Below are 15643 nucleotides of genomic sequence, written 5' to 3' on the forward strand. Positions count from 1 at the left end.
GCATACGTCCTTCCTGCCCCCTCACAACGCCTTCACATGGTCATACGGATCGGCGCACGATCGGCACGGCGATGCCGAGGGAGATCGGTGCGGGGCGCACCGGTAATTCGGTGGAGGCGCACGTACACGGCGCGTACCGTGGAGGGCCGCTCGACGGCCGTGGTGAAAGCACCGCACCGGACGTCCCCGCGCCGACGCCCACCACGTGCGCCGGATACGCAGGCGGTAACCATCGACTCTGGCGAAGGTGGCCTCCCTTGACCGTGCCCGCGCTCGAAACCGAGTTGGACAGCGAACGCGCCCACCTCGCCGCCTCCCGCGCCGCGCTGCGGCGGATGCGCGAGCGGGCCGAGGCGCTCTTCGCCACCGGCGACGGCGTCGCCGGCGACGCGTACAGCGCCGAGACGCTCGGTCGTACCCTGTCCCGGCGGGTCGCCGAGCTGGCGGACAACCCCAACACCCCGCTCTTCTTCGGCCGGCTGGACTTCACCACCGACGAGCGGTACCACGTCGGGCGCCGGCACGTCACCGACGACTCCGGCGAGCCGATGGTGCTCGACTGGCGAGCCCCGATCTCCCGCGCGTTCTACCGGGCCAGCGCCGGCGACCCGCAGGACGTGGCCGTCCGGCGCCGCTTCGGGTTCTCCGGTGGCGAGCTGACCAGCTTCGAGGACGAGCACCTCGACCGGGGCGAGGAGCTGGGCACGGCCAGCCGCATCCTCACCGCCGAGATCGAACGTCCCCGCGTCGGGCCGATGCGCGACATCGTCGCCACCATCCAGCCGGAACAGGACGAGCTGGTACGGGCCGAGCTGGACGAGTCGATCTGCGTACAGGGTGCGCCCGGTACCGGGAAGACCGCCGTCGGGCTGCACCGGGCCGCGTACCTGCTCTACCTCCACCGCGAGCGGCTTCGACGGGCCGGCGTGCTCATCGTCGGTCCCAACCGGGCGTTCCTGCACTACATCGCCGCGGTGCTGCCCGCCCTGGGCGAGGTGGACGTGACACAGACGACGGTCGACGACCTCGTCGCACGGGTACCGGTCCGCGCGGTCGACACGCCCGAGGCCGCCGCGGTCAAACAGGACGCCCGGATGGCGGCGGTACTGGCGACCGCGCTGCACGGCCGGATCCGCGAACCGGGCGGGCCGCTGATGGTGCCGGACGGGTCGTACCGCTGGCGGATCTCGACCGACGCGCTGCGCCGCATCGTCGGCGAGGTACGCGGCGAGGCCCCGCCGTACGGCATCGGCCGGGAGCGGGTACGGGCCCGCGTCGTCGCGCTGCTGGTCCGCCAGGCCGAGCACACCAGCGGCGAGTCGCCCGGCGAGACGTGGCAGCGCCGGATGGGCAAGGCGAAACCGGTCACCGAGTTCCTCGACGCCGTCTGGCCGGCCGTGACCCCCGAGCAGCTCGTCTTCGACGTCCTGTGCGCACCGTCGGACGAGCTGCTCAGCGAGGCCGAGCGGGACGCGATCCGCTGGGCCAAGCCGCCTCGTACCGCCAGATCCGCGCGTTGGACGGCCGCCGACGCCGTCCTCATCGACGAGGCCGCCGGCCTCGTCGACCGGGTACCGAGCTTCGGTCACGTCGTCATCGACGAGGCCCAGGACCTCTCGCCGATGCAGTGCCGGGCGATCGCCCGTCGCAGTGAGCACGGATCGATCACGCTGCTCGGCGACCTCGCGCAGGGCACCGCGCCGTGGGCCGCCCGCGACTGGCGCGAGACCCTGGCCCACCTCGGCAAGCCCGATGCCCGGGTGGTACCGCTGCGGACCGGTTTCCGGGTACCCGAGGTCGTCCTCGAGCTGGCCAACCGGCTGCTGCCGGCGCTGGGCGTGGACGTACCGGAGGCGGTGTCGCTGCGGCGGGACGGAGCGCTGCGGGTACGCGAGGTGGCCGACCTGGAGACGGCGACGGTCGCGGCGGTACGCGAGGCGTGCGACGTGGACGGCTCGGTCGGCGTCATCGCGGCGGACGCCACGGTGCCCCGCCTCGCGGCGGCACTGTCAGCGGCCGGCGTGGACGCGGGCGGCCCGGACGACGACGAACGGGTGACGGTGATGCCGGCCAGCCTCGCCAAGGGCCTCGAGTACGACCACGTGATCGTGGTCGAGCCGGCCGACATCGTAGCGGCCGAACCGCGCGGTCTGCACCGGCTGTATGTCGTCCTGACACGGGCTGTGTCCAGATTAGACGTGCTGCACCACGCGTCCCTGCCTGCGGCGGTTACCGGTTGTGTCCATGACGAAGAAATTCATGGTTCCCGGTCGACGCATGGCATCTGATATCGGATGATGGTCGACCATGCGGGTAAGGGGATATCCACCAGGTGCACCGTGCTGGGCCGACGTGTCCACACCGGACGCCGAGGCGAGCCGCGAGTTCTACGGCGACCTGTTCGGCTGGACCTGGGCCGGTGGCTCGGTCGACGGGTACCTGAATTTCTACCTGGGTGATCGGGCCGTGGCGGGCCTGCGGACCGCGGACCCCGGCAGCCCGTCGGCCTGGATGCCGTACGTGACGACCGAAGACGCGGACGCGACGGTGGCGCGGGTCCGGGAGAACGGCGGCTCGGTTCTGAGCGGCCCGTCCGAGCTGAGCGACGCCGCACGGATCGCGGTGGTGGCCGACCCGGCCGGAGCGGCTCTCGGGGTGTGGCAGCGGCTGCGCTTCGCCGGTGCGCAGGTGGCCAACGAGTTCGGCACGGTGTGCTGGTCGGAGCTTGCCACCGGTACGCCCGACGACGCGATGACCTTCTACGGGAGGGTCTTCGGCTGGTCCCACCGGCCGGCCGAGGCCGCCGACGGGACGCCGTACACCGAGTGGTACCGCGCGGACCGGACGGTCGCCGGGCTGATCGACATCGAGTCGTGGTTCGCCACCCGGGTGCCGGCGCACTGGACCGTGACCATGCTGGTCGAGGACTGCGCGCGGACCGCGGCCCGGGCCCTGGAGCTGGGCGGCAAGGTGCAGCTCACCCCGATCGACATCGGTGTAGGCACGTACGCGCAGCTCATCGACCCGCAGGGGGCCGGTTTCCGCATCCTCGAACTGGATCCGGAGCTGGCGCAGGCGCTCTGACGTCACACCGTCCGGAAAGCTGTGACGATCAAGAGCGGACGGGGACGACCAGCGGGCCGTGCTCGCCAGGGATCACCCGTACCCGCGCGCCGTAGTGGGTCGCCAGGTTCTCCTCGGTCAGCACCTCCGCCGGCTTCCCCGCGGCCGCGATCCGGCCACCCGCCAGCAGTACCAGGCGGTCGGCGTACTCGCCGGCCACCGACAGGTCGTGCATCGTCGTCAGTACCGTGAGACCCCGGTCGCGGCGCAGTTCGTCGACGAGTTCGAGGACCTCCTGCTGGTGCCCGATGTCGAGGGCCGCCGTCGGCTCGTCGAGCAGCAGCAGCGTGGCCCCCTGCGCGAGCGCCCGGGCCAGGAACACCCGCTGCCGCTCGCCGCCGGACAAGCGCTCCAGCGGGCGGGGGGCGAACCCGGTCAGGTCGAGCCGTTCCAGGACGCCGTGCACCACCTCAAGGTCCGAACGGGACTCCCGTCCCAGCGTCGGGATGTACGGGGTACGCCCGAGCAGCACGTAGTCGAGCACGGCGATACCGGGCGGGACCGTCGGCTGCTGCGGAACCGTGGCCACCAGCCGGGCCCGCTCACGACGGCGGAGGCCGGTGATGGGCGTACCGAAGAGCTCGATCGACCCGGTGAACGGCAGCAGACCGCCGACGGCGCGCAGCAGCGTCGACTTGCCGGCGCCGTTCGGGCCGATGATCGTGACCCACTCGCCGGCGCCGACGTCGAGGTCCGCCCCGCGCAGCACGGTCCGGTCGTCCAGCGCGACCGTGACCGACCGCGCGCTCACCGCTGCCCGCAGTCCGGCTCGCGCCGCCTGGTCTCGTGCGCTTCCACCGGACCCGGGCGCCCCGGACCGCGCGCTCCCCCCGGACCCGGGCGACCCGGACCGCGCGCTCACACCGAACCCCGGCGGACGGTACGCATCACGACGATGAAGAACGGGGCGCCGAGCAGCGCCGTGACGACCCCGATCGGCACCTCTGCCGGGGCCAGCACGAGCCGGGCGGCGAGGTCGGCCAGCGCCAGGAAGGCGCCTCCGAACAGCGCCGACAGCGGCAGGATCGCCCGGTAGCTGGTACCGGCCAACAGCCGGACCGTGTGCGGCACGATGATCCCGACGAACGCGATCAGGCCGGAGACCGCCACCGCCGCGGCCGTAGCCAGCGACGCGGCGACGATGAGGATGTACCTGGTCCGCTTCGGGTTGGCGCCCAGACTGGCGGCCTCCTCGTCGCCGACGGCGAGCACGTCGAGCGACCGTCCGTGCGCGACGATCACGGCGGTCGACACCGCCGCGTACGGCAGGAGCAGCAGTACGTCGTGCCACCCGGCCGTACCCAGCCGGCCGAACAGCCACGAGTACACCTCACGGATCGTCTCGGCGTTGCGCTGCTGGAGGTAGGTCTGGACGGCGGTGAGGAAGCTGGTCACCGCCACCCCGGCCAGGATCAGCGTTGCCGGGGTGCGGTAGCGGGTACCGGCGGCGCCGAGAAGGTACGTCAGGACGACCGCGACCAGCGCGCCGGCGAAGGCGGCCGGCGGGACAGCCGCTCCGCCCTTGCTCGTGAACGCGATGGCGACGGTCGCGCCCAGCCCGGCGCCGGCGGCCACCCCGAGCAGGTACGGGTCGGCCAGGGGGTTGCGGAAGACGCCCTGGTAGCAGCCGCCGGCCAGGGCGAGGGTGGCGCCGACGAGCAGCGCCAGCACCACCCTCGGCAGCCGCAGTTCGGTGACGACGGCCGCCTCGCGCGGGGTCAGTCCACTGTGCAGGTGCAGCAGTTCCAGTGCTACGGCGACCGGCGGCAGCCGCAACGGGCCGAGCGCGAGCCCGGCCACCATCGCGACCGCGACGGCGGCCAGTCCGGCGATGAGCCAGCGCAGCTTCACGCGGGGACCTTGGCGACCGCGTCCGCGACCGCCCGCAGCAGGTCGACGGTACGCGGGCCCCAGCGCGAGGCGATGTCGTCGTCCAGGTTGTACACCCGGTCGTTCTTCACGGCCGTGACGTCGGCCCAGCCCGGCCGGGCCCGGACGGTGGCGGGGCTCTGCTGGCAGCACTTCGTGTCGGCCAGGAAGATCAGGTCCGGGTTGGCCTTGATCACACTCTCCGCGGACAGTTGCGGATAGTCGTCGGCCGCGCTGTCCGCGATGCTCGTCAGCCCCGCCAGCGCCAGGACGGAACCGACGAAGGTACGGGACGTGGTCGAGTAGTACGTGGGGTCGAGCTCCCAGTAGTACGTGAGCGGCTTGGAGCGCTGCGGCAGGCGCGTCTTCACGGCCTCGATGTCGCTCTTCATCCGGGTGACGACGGCCGTGGCCTCCTTGTCGTGACCGGTCAACCGGCCGAGGTCGGTCAGCTCCCGGTACGTGTCGTCAAGCGTCTTGGCGGCCGGCGCCAGGTACACCGGGATCTTGAGCTGCTTGAGCTGTCCGACGATGTTGTCGGTGTCGTAGGAGACGACGACCAGGTCGGGGTTGCGGCCGGCGATCGCCTCGGCGTTCGGCTTGAAGCCGGACAGGTCGCTCTTGGGTGCGTCGGCGGGGTGGTTGGACTGGTCGTCCACCGCCGTGACCTGCTTGCCGGCGCCGATCGCGTACAGCATCTCGGTGCCGGTGGGCGACAGCGACACGATCCGTTGCGGCGTTTTCGACTCGGCCGGCTTGGCTGTGGAGCCGCACCCGGTCAGCGCGAGGGTTGCGGCGACCAGGGTCGCTATCAGGGATGTACGGCGGTGCATCGGTCCTCCTGTGGTTCGAGGAGGGCGCTTCGCATGGTGGTGTCCCGCCCGCGAGGCACCCCATCCTCGAGGGCGCGGTTCGCGACCGGCTTCGCAGGCGACCTGGCTCGGCCTCGTCAGGCATCACAGTTGCGGGACAGCGCCGGGTTCACACCGGCTTCGCTGCGACAGCGGTCACCGTGACAGTAACGAACTCGCAGCTCGTGAACCCAGGTAACCGTCGTGATGTGGCTAACCCGCGCGTGTGATCTACCGGTCTTCCTCGCTGGCGTCCTTCTTGTCGTCCTCGCCGGCGAGGGCGCTACGCAGGCGCTCCTTCTCCTCGGCGCGACGCTGGGACGAGGAGGCCATCTGCTCGGCCACCTGATTGCGCATCCCGCGCAGCAGGATCAGCGCGAGCAGCGCCGACACGATCACGGCGATCATCAACTTGAGCAGGATGTTGATCGGGATCGGGAGCACGATCAAGATGGCCGCGGCCGCGACGAACAACCCGACGCGGGCGAGCGAGTACTTCAGCATCGGATTCACCGCGGAACTCCCCTGTCTGCTAGCCACCTGATCCCGACGTACCAGAGCACCCCGTACAGGAGCGCGCTGACGGCCGAACCGACGGCGCCCGAGCCCAGCGGCGGCAGCGCACTCTCGGCAACCGCGGCCACCGCGATCCCGAGCACCGCGGCGAGAAATCCCGAGACGAGCGCCATCCCGATCCTGCCGCGCACCTGATGCCAGGCCCGGAACTCCTCGATGAACAGCCACACCGGCAGGATGCCGGCCAGCCAGCCCGAGAGCTGGCCGAAGCGGCCGAGGCCGAACAGGCTGGACAGCCCGTCGATCACGAGCAGCGCCAGGATCCCGAGGACGAGGCCGACGGCGACCGACGCGAGCAGCTCGGCCAGGTGTAGGACCCGACCATCGGCGTCGCGGCGCGGGAACGTCGTCTCACTCATGCCCACACGAGCGTACGCGATCGCCCAGATCCACCTTCGCGCGCGCCCCGGCCTGCCGAGCCCCGCGTCGTCCCGCCGAGCCCCGCGTCGCCCCGCGTCGCCCCGCGTCGCCCCGCGTCGCCCCGCGTCGCCCCCACCATGATCATGATCTGCATCGTGTCTGCGTTATCCGGGTCTCAGCGGCCTTGAGACCCCGATAACGCAGACACCGTCGGGATCTCCAGCGGCTGTCCACAGGAGACCGCCGTTATCCACAGGGGAGTGCGCGCCAGGCGGGACTACTCCACCCTGGCCGCATGCCCACCCGAGCCCGTGTCCCATGGCAGTTGCGCGCTATCCCGTTTCGCGGCAGCCTCGCCGTTCGCGACGGCCTGCTCACCCGGGACCGGTTGACCGGCCCAACCTGGCGCCGGCTTTTCCGGGACGTCTATATGTACGCCGACGCCGTACTCGACCACCGTGCCTGGTGTCGCGCCGCCGCACTGCTGCTACCAGCCGGGGGCGCGATCGCCGGCCGCTCGGCGGCTTACCTGTACTTCGCCGATGTTCTGCCCCGCGGCGAAGTGCCCGTCGAGGTGGCAGTACCGCGCTCGGCTACCCTCCGGCCCCGGCCCGGTCTGCGGGTGAGACGAACGGTACTGCCGCCCGGCGATGTGGAACGGGTGAGCGGGCTCCCGGTCACGACACTGACGCGTACCGCGTTCGACCTCGCCCGTGAGCCCGATCTGACGGGCGCGGTGATCGGCGCCGACGCCTTGCTGAACACCGGATACCTCAGCCTGCCCGCGCTCATCCGGTACGTCGAGCAGCGGCGGGGCTGGACCGGCGCAGAGCGTGCCCGCCGCGCAGTGATGGTCGCCGTACCCGGAGCCGAGTCCCCGATGGAGACCCGGCTACGCCTGATCCTGGTACTCGCGGGGCTCCCGATGCCGGCCGTGCAACATCCGGTGCCGGAGGCGAACGTTCGCCTCGACCTCGCGTACCCGCAGGTCAAGCTCGCGATCGAGTACGACGGCGACCATCACCGGGAGCGCCGTCGGTTCCAGCTGGACATTGCCAGGCTGAACCGTCTACGCCTGCTCGGCTGGACGGTGCTCCGCTTTACGGCGGACGACGTCCTCAGGCACCCGGACCGGGTGGTCGAACACGTGCGCTGCGCCCTAGGCCCAGATCTGCTGGGGAACTGAGCGGCGCTCGGCCAGCGGCGTCGGCGCGTCGTACTCGCGCACGATCTCGTAGCGGGTGTTGCGCTCGACCGGCTGGAACCCGGCGTCCTGGATGAGGGTGAGCAGGTCCTCACGGTGCATCGTGTTCGGGGTGCCGTAGCTGTCCGCGTCGTGAGTGATCTTGTACTCGACGACCGAGCCGTCCAGGTCGTCCACGCCGAAGTTCAGCGACAGCTGGGCCACCGACAGTCCGTGCATCACCCAGAAGCACTTGACGTGCGGGACGTTGTCGAACAGCAGCCGGGACACCGCGAACGTCTTTAGCGACTCCGCCGGCGACGCCATCGTGGTCTGCGCCTGGATCCGGTTACGGATCTTCCCGTCCGCCGAGTCGACGAAGTCGTGCTGGTACCGAAGGGGGATGAAGACCTGGAACCCGCCCGTCTCGTCCTGCAGCTCACGCAGGCGCAGCACGTGGTCGACGCGGTGGCGCGGCTCCTCGATGTGGCCGTACAGCATGGTGGACGGGGTCTTCAGCCCCTTGGAGTGCGCCAGCCGGTGGATGCGCGACCAGTCCTCCCAGTGGGTGGCGTGGTCGACGATGTGCTGGCGGATCTCCCAGTCGAAGATCTCGGCGCCGCCGCCGGTCAGCGACTCCAGGCCGGCGTCGATCAGCTCGTCGAGGATCTGGTCGGCGGGCAGGCCGGAGATCTTCTCGAACCAGTGGATCTCGGTCGCGGTGAAGGCCTTCAGGTTCACGTTCGGAAGTACGGCCTTGAGCTCGCGCAGCACGCGCGGGTAGTACTTCCACGGCAGCGTGGGGTGCAGCCCGTTGACGATGTGCAGCTCGGTGAGCTGCTCGCCCTCCATCTGCTGGGCCAGGCGTACGGCCTCCTCGACGCGCATCGTGTACGCGTCCTTCTCGCCCGGCTTGCGCTGGAACGAGCAGTAGGCGCAGGACGCCGAGCACACGTTGGTGAGGTTGAGGTGCCGGTTGACGTTGAACATCACCCGGTCGCCGTTCTTCTCGGTCCGTACGTGATGCGCCAGGCGACCCAGCCACACCAGGTCGTCGCACTCGTACAGGGCGACGCCGTCCTCGCGGCTCAGCCGCTCGCCCGCGTACACCTTGGCCTCGAGTTCGCGCTTGAGCCCTGCGTCCACCACTACCTCCCGGGTATCCCCATCCGCTGTCGAGCGTACGTCGCCCGACCGGACGGTCCGAAGGGGAGGTGCGCGTGGTCACCTCGGTGAATATCTGACCGGGATAACGTCGCGTCTCGATCCGTACCCGGTTTCGGGTTCACAAGTAGCGGTCGCGTCATGTAAACACCTGGGGAGGGGAGGCGGTATGACATATCGGCGGGCTTCACGGACGGCTCTCCGTCCGATCGTTTGGTCAGCGGCAATCTGTACGGCACTGTGCCTGTTTGTCGCACGGCCGGCGTACGCGGACCCGGCGCCGCCTGGAGTTCCCGACGGCGGCTCACGTCCGACGGTCGCCGGTGCCCTGCAGATCCCCGGCGCCCCGGCCGGTGGAGTCGTGAGCACGACGACGACCGGCATACCGGAGCCGGGGCCGCTGGGCCAGCAGATCATGACCGCGAGCATCGCCCTGGAGACCGCTGGTCAGCAGCTACGCAAGCTGGACGAGGATCTCACCGAGGCCAGACGTACCGCCGACGCCACCAAGGACACCTGGACGAAAGCGTCCAAGGAGGTCTCCGGCCTGCGCGATCGGGTGGGCCACGAAGCCGGCGAGGCGTACAAGGCGGCCACCGCCATGGGCCCGCTGGACGGGCTCGCCGCCGACCTGCATCGACTGTCGGTGCTCGCACCCGGCATCCGCGAGCGGCCCGGAGGCCAGGCGACCGCCCGTGACGTCGAGCGCGCCGAACAGGTCGAGCGCGCCGCGAACACCGCCTACCTCGCGGCGCTGGCCAAGGCCGACGAGCTGTCACGCCAGCGCGACACCGTCAAGGCCGACTTCGACAAGAACACCGCGACCCTCACCGACCTGCGTACCCGCAACTCGGTGGCGTACCAGCGTGAGCTGGCCGCCATCGACGCGCAGCAGGCCGCCCTCGGCGCGGGCATGAACGTCGGCGGCGCGGTCAACGGCTGGATGGCCGGCCCTGTCGCCCTCCGGGCGGTCGCGTACGCCCGGAGCAAGCTGGGCCGCCCGTACGTGTGGGGCGCCGAAGGGCCGGACTACTTCGACTGCTCGGGCCTGGTCCTGTGGGCGTACCAGCAGGCCTCCGGCAACCCCAACATCTTCCCCCGGGTGGCCAACGACCAGTACTACGCCACCCGGAGCCGAGAGGTGCAGGTCGACGAGCTGCTCCCCGGCGACCTGCTCTTCTTCGCCACCGACAGGTCCGACTGGCGCTCGGTCCACCATGTCGGGATGTACCTGGGCAACGGTTACATGATCCACGCCCCCACGACCGGCGACGTCGTGAAGATCTCGCCGATCTGGTGGTCGGAGTTCTACCGGGCGACCCGGGTCGACACGCCGGCGAAGACGCCGAGCCCGCCGCCGGCGCCGCCGGCCACGACGCCACCGGCCACGACGCCGCCGGCAACGACGCCCCCGTCAACGCCGCCCCCGTCAACGCCGCCGACGACACCGCCCGGATGGCCGCCGTCGGAGCGACCGCCCGCGCCGCGGCCGACGAAGCCGTCACCGTCGCCCTCGCCGAGCCCGTCGGCCTCGTCCGCCAGCGCGTCACCGAGTACGTCGCCGAGCGCGAAGGCATCGGGCAGCGCGGCCGCGTCCAGCCCCCCGAAGAGCGCCCCCGCTACGCCGAAGCCGTGAGTCACGTACGCCAGTGGAAGACGGGAGATCCTCGGGGCTGCCGATCCCGGCTCACGTACGCGAATATGGGACGGTAGGAGCGGACAGCGCGGGGGCCGTCGTGGGAGGTACGCATGGATGAGCGTGAGACCGCCGCGGCGCACGAGGGCGGTACGAGCCGGGCGGTTCCCGAAGCCGGTGCGCGGACCGTGGTCGACCCGGTGGCGACGGAGTCGGCTGATGGGCCGCCTACGCAGGAGCGCCGCGCGAACATCGGTCGGGCCAGCGCTCCGACCGCCAGCCCGCCGGAGCCGGTAGCGGAGCACGCGCCCGCGACCCCGACCACCTACCGCGCCGGCGAGTTGTCGCCCACCGACCCTCCGGCCGACTCCAAGGCGGGTGAACTGCCGGTACGGACACCCGGGCAGACGGTCATCGAGGCGGAATCGCCCTGGGATCCTTTCGGCAGCGCGACGCCGCAGCAGCCGACACCCGTCGTTGCGCGGGCGCGCGCGTCGGTACCTGGCGCCGCCCCCGTGACGGCGACCGAGATGGTGGACGCGGTACCGCCGGGCCCCACCGAGCCACGGACCTACCGTGCCGGCGAAACGGAGCCGGCCGACAGTGCACCGGCTGACCCGCCGCCGCCGGCCGAACCGCCGCCACCGCCGCAGCCCCCGGAGCCGGTCTCGCCGCCGGAGCCGCCGTCGCCGCCCCAGCCGGCCGAACCGCCGCCCGGCCCGACACCGTTCCCGTCGCCCCAGCCGGTGCCCACCCCACCTCGCCCGGTACCGCCGGAGCCACCCGCTCCGGAGCCGGAGCCCGGTCCGCCGCACCCGCCGTCTCCCCCGCTGCCCCCGCCACCCGGCCCGAGCCCGTTTCCGCCCTTCCCTCCCCCGCCACCGGCGATCGGGGACCAGGCCCCGCACGGCCCGGCCTCCTACTACCCACCCGGGACTCCCACCCCCGGCCCATCGGGTCCATGGGCTCCAACCTCCGGGTCGCCGCCCGGCCCGTACGACGGCTGGTCCCAGCAGGGACATCCACAGGGGACCGTGTACAGCGGAAGCCCGGTGACCAGCCAGCCGCTGACCTTCAACCCGGTGGAGCAGTCCGGCTCGTTGACCGGCCACATTCTCAGTCAGGGCACCGACGCGCCGCCGCCGAAGGCCCGCACCACCCGGGTAATAGTGATCATGACGGTGGTCCTGACGGTCGTGGTGATCACGGGCCTGACCCTCGCGGTCTTCGCCCGCAACGCGCTGCTGGGGATGTTCAGCGGCGGGTGAGTCTCGCCACGTGGGGCCGCGCCGACCGCCCCTACCGGCTAGTCTTGATCCTTCATGTACGGCACGCGGCGATTCGGCGTGCCCGGGCGCTGACCGGCCAGGGCCGGAGAGGAGCGCCCCGCTCTTACTCCGGAAGGTTCCACTTGTCCGCTGACTTCAGCGCGTACCCGTCCATCTTCGATGCCCCCGTCGAGTCCGAGGTCCCCACTGACGCGGAGCGCGTCGGTTTCGCCGACCTCGGCCTGCCCGACCCGCTGGTCCGGACGCTCGCCGGCCAGGGGATCGGCACCCCGTTCCCGATCCAGCAGGCCGCGATCCCCGACGCGCTCGCCGGCCGCGACCTGCTCGGCCGGGGTCAGACCGGTTCCGGCAAGACCCTCGCGTTCGGGCTGCCGGTACTCGCCCGCCTCGCCCAGGGCGGCCAGCCCGAGCCGAACCTGCCGCGGGCGCTCGTCCTTGCGCCGACCCGCGAGCTGGCCATGCAGATCAGCGACTCGCTCGCCCCACTGGGGCGGGCGGTCGGGCTGCGCCTGGCGACCGCGTTCGGCGGGGCCGCGTACGACCGCCAGATCTTCGCGCTCGAGCGTGGCGTCGACGTCCTCGTCGCCACGCCCGGCCGGCTCGGCGATCTCATCCGCCGCGGCGTGTGTTCGCTGAAGACCGTCGAGATCACCGTGATCGACGAGGCCGACCAGATGGCCGACATGGGCTTCCTGCCCGAGGTCACCGAGCTGCTCGAGCAGACGCCCGGCGACGGCCAGCGGCTGCTCTTCTCGGCCACCCTCGACAACGACGTGGACAAGCTCGTCAAGCGGTTCCTGACCGACCCGGTCACGCACGCCGTGGCACCCGCGGTCGCGTCCGTCGACACCATGGACCACCACCTGCTGTACATCCCGGCGCAGGAAAAGTTCGCGGTGACCGCCGCCATCGCCGCCCGCGCCGGCCGTACCATCCTGTTCGTACGGACGCAGGCCGGCGTCGACCGGCTCACCCAGCAACTCCTCGACGTCGGCGTCCGCGCCGGCGGCCTGCACGGCGGCAAGACCCAGCGGGTACGCACCCGCACGCTGGCCGAGTTCCGCGACGGCACCGTCAACGTCCTGGTCGCGACCGACGTCGCCGCCCGCGGCATCCACGTCGACGGCGTGTCGATGGTGGTACACGTGGACCCGCCCAAGGAGCCGAAGGACTACCTGCACCGGGCGGGGCGTACCGCCCGCGCCGGTGAGACCGGCACCGTGGTGACGCTGGTGCTGCCCAAGCAGCGCAAGAGCACCGCCATCATGATCAAAAAGGCTGGCGTCGACCCGGGCCAGCTGCGGGTACGCTCCGACGACCCCGCGCTGGCCGAGCTGACCGGCGCGCGCCAGCCCAGCGGCGTACCCGTGGTGCTGGAGCCGCCGAAGCGGCCGCGGCGACCGTACCAGCGACCCCACGGACGGTCGTCAGCTCGTCATGCGGGCGGTCCCCCGCGTCGCTAGCGTGGGGGCATGAGCCAGCGGAGCAGACCCGCCACCACCACCCGGCCGCGCGTCGCGACCGTCCTGCCCCGTTCGCTGCTGTGGCAGCGCACCGACGTGCCCGGAGCCGAGCACGTGGTGCTCGACGACGGCCGGGGGCTGGCGGCCCGCGGCGTCGCCGTGGCCGCCGGCCCGGTGGAGTACACCTGCCGGTACGAGCTTGTCACCGACGAGCGCTGGGTCAGCAGGTCGTTCGAGGCGACCGCCGAGGGCGGTGGCTGGCTGCGCCGGCTGCACATGGACCGGACCGGCGACGGCTGGCGGATCACCACGGCCGAGCAGGGCGACCTGACCGCCGCCGGCCAGCCGAACGCGCTGCCGCCCGGTACCGACGACCCCGACCGGCTGGCGGACGCGCTCGACATCGACCTGTTCGGCTCGCCGCTGACCAACACGCTGCCGATCCGTCGGCTCGGTCTGATCGACGGCACGGTCACGATCGTCGCGGCCTGGGTCCTGCTGCCCAGCCTCGCGGTGGTCGCGAACGCGCAGACCTACACCGTGCTCGGGCCCGGTCGGGTCCGGTACGCGTCGGGCTCGTTCACCGCCGATCTGGAGCTGGACGAGAACGGGTACGTGGTGAACTACCCGGGGCTCGCCAGCCGCTAGGCCGGGGGCTGGGGACGCCCCTCCCACTTCGTCGACAGGGCGATCGCGGTACGGGTACGCGAGACGCCCGGCGTCCGGTTGAGCCGTACGATCAGCTGCTCCAGGTCGGCGATCGTGGCCACCCGCGCCTTCAGCAGGAACGACTCCTCACCGGCCATGAAGTAGCAGGACTCGATCTCCGGCATGCGACCCAGCGTGTCGAGGACGTCGTCGATGTCGCCGGTGCTGTCCTGTACGACGCCGATGATGGCCGTGACCCCGAGCCCGACCGCCTCCGGGTCCACGTCCGCGTGGTAGCCGCGGAGCACCCCGGTCGCCTCCAACTTGCCCACGCGCTCGTGTACCGCCGGGGCGGACAGGCCGACCTGGCGTGCCAGTTCGGCAAAGGACAGACGGGCGTTCACGCGTAGCAGTTCGACGAGTTGCCGGTCGATTGCGTCCACCGCCGTACCCTAACCGGTTGCCAAACGAGCGCTGCTAATTGCTCAACAGGTGCGATTTCCCTGTTTCTCGGACACCACACGCGTGCGGTGCTCTAATGGGCGTACGTCCCAAGAAGGCTTTGACCAGGGGATCAGGGGGCGATCGACGTAGACGCTAGGAGGAGCCGTGGACACGGGAGATCGTCTGCTGACGCCGGGCGAGGTGGCCGCGCTTTTCCGCGTCGACCCGAAGACCGTCACGCGATGGGCGGCAGCCGGACGGATCAGCAGCATTCGTACGCCCGGGGGGCACCGGCGCTTCCGTGAGTCGGAGGTACGCGCCCTGCTGGAGGGCGAGGCCGAGCTGAGCGCCCAGCCCATGCCGGCCGACGAGTTCAACGGGTACCGCTAGCCCCTGTCGCCCAGCTGCCCGTTCCAGCGGGTGAACAGCGTGTGCGGCACCTCGATCGCGTCGAGCACCTTGCCGGCGACGAAGTCGACCAACTGTGCGGCGGTCGCCCGGGCGCCGGCCGCGTAGAAGCCGGGGCTCGCAGGCAGTACGACCGCGCCCGCGTCGTGCAGCGCGATCAGGTGCTCCAGGTGGCTGCGGGTCACCGGCGTCTCGCGGGGTACCACCACGACCGGTCGGTGCTCCTTGAGGTTGACCTCCGCCGCGCGTTGCAGCAGGTCCTTGGACAGGCCGATGGCGATGCCGGCGCACGCCGCGGTACTGGCCGGCACGACGACCATGCCTCGGGCGGGGTACGACCCGCTGCTCGGCCCGGCGGCCAGGTCACCGGCCGACCAGTACGTGACGTCGTCGCCGGACAGCTCGCGAGACAGCCACGCACCCAGGTCGTCCTTCCAGTGCGCGTCCCGGAACGGTCGGCCGGTCTCGTCGAGCAGCGTCAGCCGCGCGGCCCTGGAGACGACGAGGTCGACCGGTTCGCCGGCGTCGAGCAGGCCGCGCAGCACCGAGGCCGCGTACGGCGTACCCGACGCCCCTGACACACCCACGATCCACGGTCGCCGCATGCCCTCGACGGTAACCCCCGCTTC

General features: G+C 71.6%; 16 protein-coding genes and 1 riboswitch. Of the genes, 8 read left to right on the forward strand and 8 right to left on the reverse strand.

Going from position 1 to position 15643, the window contains the following annotated elements:
* Positions 1-257 precede the first annotated feature (257 nt).
* Positions 258-2288 (forward strand): HelD family protein, encoded by a 2031-nt coding sequence (locus tag Pme01_RS29735; protein WP_239088541.1) that lies wholly within the window; start codon positions 258-260, stop codon positions 2286-2288.
* A gap of 64 nt (positions 2289-2352) precedes the next feature.
* Positions 2353-3084: a VOC family protein gene (locus Pme01_RS29740; protein ID WP_168113541.1), complete on the forward strand. Its 732-nt coding sequence runs from the start codon at positions 2353-2355 to the stop codon at positions 3082-3084.
* Positions 3085-3112: 28 nt separating this feature from the next.
* Here Pme01_RS29740 and Pme01_RS29745 read toward each other — a convergent pair whose 3' ends face one another.
* The 5 genes from Pme01_RS29745 to Pme01_RS29765 form a co-directional block, all read right to left on the reverse strand.
* The gene (locus tag Pme01_RS29745) at positions 3113-3874 is read right to left on the reverse strand and encodes an ABC transporter ATP-binding protein (RefSeq protein WP_373315552.1); all 762 of its coding nucleotides are present in this window, start codon (positions 3872-3874) and stop codon (positions 3113-3115) included.
* A 107-nt stretch (positions 3875-3981) separates the two neighbouring features.
* Positions 3982-4926 (reverse strand): FecCD family ABC transporter permease, encoded by a 945-nt coding sequence (locus tag Pme01_RS29750; RefSeq protein ID WP_168114044.1) that lies wholly within the window; start codon positions 4924-4926, stop codon positions 3982-3984.
* Positions 4927-4970: 44 nt separating this feature from the next.
* Positions 4971-5825, reverse strand: a complete 855-nt coding sequence (locus Pme01_RS29755) for an ABC transporter substrate-binding protein (protein WP_168113542.1) — start codon at positions 5823-5825, stop codon at positions 4971-4973.
* A gap of 74 nt (positions 5826-5899) precedes the next feature.
* Positions 5900-6034, reverse strand: a riboswitch (cobalamin riboswitch).
* Between the two features lie 40 nt (positions 6035-6074).
* On the reverse strand, positions 6075-6347 hold the full coding sequence (locus tag Pme01_RS29760; RefSeq protein WP_168114045.1) for a DUF4229 domain-containing protein: 273 nt from the start codon (positions 6345-6347) through the stop codon (positions 6075-6077).
* 5 nt (positions 6348-6352) lie between these two features.
* A complete protein-coding gene (locus tag Pme01_RS29765) occupies positions 6353-6778 on the reverse strand; it encodes a hypothetical protein (protein WP_168113543.1) in 426 nt (141 codons plus the stop codon).
* A 296-nt stretch (positions 6779-7074) separates the two neighbouring features.
* Between Pme01_RS29765 and Pme01_RS29770 the strand changes: the two genes are divergently transcribed.
* Entirely contained in the window at positions 7075-7965 is an 891-nt protein-coding gene (locus Pme01_RS29770; RefSeq protein WP_168113544.1) for a DUF559 domain-containing protein, read from the forward strand.
* Here the strand turns inward: Pme01_RS29770 and mqnE are convergent.
* Positions 7939-9108, reverse strand: coding sequence for an aminofutalosine synthase MqnE (gene mqnE / locus Pme01_RS29775; RefSeq protein ID WP_168113545.1), 1170 nt, complete (start codon positions 9106-9108; stop codon positions 7939-7941). The genes Pme01_RS29770 and mqnE overlap by 27 nt on opposite strands.
* A gap of 379 nt (positions 9109-9487) precedes the next feature.
* On the opposite strand from mqnE, the gene Pme01_RS29780 reads away from it, so the two are divergent.
* The 4 genes from Pme01_RS29780 (at position 9488) to Pme01_RS29790 (ending at position 14162) form a co-directional block, all read left to right on the forward strand.
* A complete protein-coding gene (locus Pme01_RS29780) occupies positions 9488-10762 on the forward strand; it encodes a C40 family peptidase (RefSeq protein WP_168113546.1) in 1275 nt (424 codons plus the stop codon).
* A 113-nt stretch (positions 10763-10875) separates the two neighbouring features.
* Positions 10876-12030, forward strand: a complete 1155-nt coding sequence (locus Pme01_RS31315) for a hypothetical protein (protein ID WP_239088542.1) — start codon at positions 10876-10878, stop codon at positions 12028-12030.
* A 173-nt stretch (positions 12031-12203) separates the two neighbouring features.
* Positions 12204-13514 (forward strand): DEAD/DEAH box helicase, encoded by a 1311-nt coding sequence (locus tag Pme01_RS29785; RefSeq protein ID WP_373315553.1) that lies wholly within the window; start codon positions 12204-12206, stop codon positions 13512-13514.
* A 9-nt stretch (positions 13515-13523) separates the two neighbouring features.
* Positions 13524-14162, forward strand: coding sequence for a putative glycolipid-binding domain-containing protein (locus Pme01_RS29790; RefSeq protein ID WP_203935974.1), 639 nt, complete (start codon positions 13524-13526; stop codon positions 14160-14162).
* Here Pme01_RS29790 and Pme01_RS29795 read toward each other — a convergent pair.
* Complete coding sequence (locus tag Pme01_RS29795; protein WP_168113548.1) at positions 14159-14605, reverse strand: Lrp/AsnC family transcriptional regulator; 447 nt, start codon at positions 14603-14605, stop codon at positions 14159-14161. The two genes, Pme01_RS29790 and Pme01_RS29795, sit on opposite strands and share 4 nt — an antisense overlap.
* Positions 14606-14771: 166 nt before the next feature.
* Here Pme01_RS29795 and Pme01_RS29800 point away from each other — a divergent pair, with 166 nt between their 5' ends.
* Entirely contained in the window at positions 14772-14996 is a 225-nt protein-coding gene (locus Pme01_RS29800; RefSeq protein ID WP_168113549.1) for a BldC family transcriptional regulator, read from the forward strand.
* On the opposite strand, the gene Pme01_RS29805 is transcribed toward Pme01_RS29800, so the two are convergent.
* The gene (locus Pme01_RS29805) at positions 14993-15619 is read right to left on the reverse strand and encodes a UbiX family flavin prenyltransferase (RefSeq protein WP_168113550.1); all 627 of its coding nucleotides are present in this window, start codon (positions 15617-15619) and stop codon (positions 14993-14995) included. The two genes, Pme01_RS29800 and Pme01_RS29805, sit on opposite strands and share 4 nt — an antisense overlap.
* Positions 15620-15643 lie beyond the last annotated feature (24 nt).

Source organism: Planosporangium mesophilum (assembly GCF_016863255.1).
GTDB lineage: Bacteria > Actinomycetota > Actinomycetes > Mycobacteriales > Micromonosporaceae > Planosporangium > Planosporangium mesophilum.